Below are 659 nucleotides of genomic sequence, written 5' to 3' on the forward strand. Positions count from 1 at the left end.
CCACTATCGACTACGCGATCATGGCGACCACACCCGTCCTGTGGATCCTCTACGCCGGACGCATCGTGGCCGGCATCACCGGCGCCACAGGTGCGGTTGCTGGCGCCTATATCGCCGACATCACCGATGGGGAAGATCGGGCTCGCCACTTCGGGCTCATGAGCGCTTGTTTCGGCGTGGGTATGGTGGCAGGCCCCGTGGCCGGGGGACTGTTGGGCGCCATCTCCTTGCATGCACCATTCCTTGCGGCGGCGGTGCTCAACGGCCTCAACCTACTACTGGGCTGCTTCCTAATGCAGGAGTCGCATAAGGGAGAGCGTCGACCGATGCCCTTGAGAGCCTTCAACCCAGTCAGCTCCTTCCGGTGGGCGCGGGGCATGACTATCGTCGCCGCACTTATGACTGTCTTCTTTATCATGCAACTCGTAGGACAGGTGCCGGCAGCGCTCTGGGTCATTTTCGGCGAGGACCGCTTTCGCTGGAGCGCGACGATGATCGGCCTGTCGCTTGCGGTATTCGGAATCTTGCACGCCCTCGCTCAAGCCTTCGTCACTGGTCCCGCCACCAAACGTTTCGGCGAGAAGCAGGCCATTATCGCCGGCATGGCGGCCGACGCGCTGGGCTACGTCTTGCTGGCGTTCGCGACGCGAGGCTGGATG

The 659-nt window shown here is 63.0% G+C and carries 1 protein-coding gene; it reads left to right on the plus strand.

The features are described 5' to 3' along the window. Positions 1-659, plus strand: a 659-nt coding sequence (locus tag CSBG_RS18150; RefSeq protein WP_008681690.1) for a tetracycline resistance MFS efflux pump, incomplete at both ends; no start/stop codon positions are given.

This window comes from Clostridium sp. 7_2_43FAA (assembly GCF_000158375.2).
Classification (GTDB): Bacteria; Bacillota; Clostridia; order Clostridiales; family Clostridiaceae; genus Clostridium; species Clostridium tertium.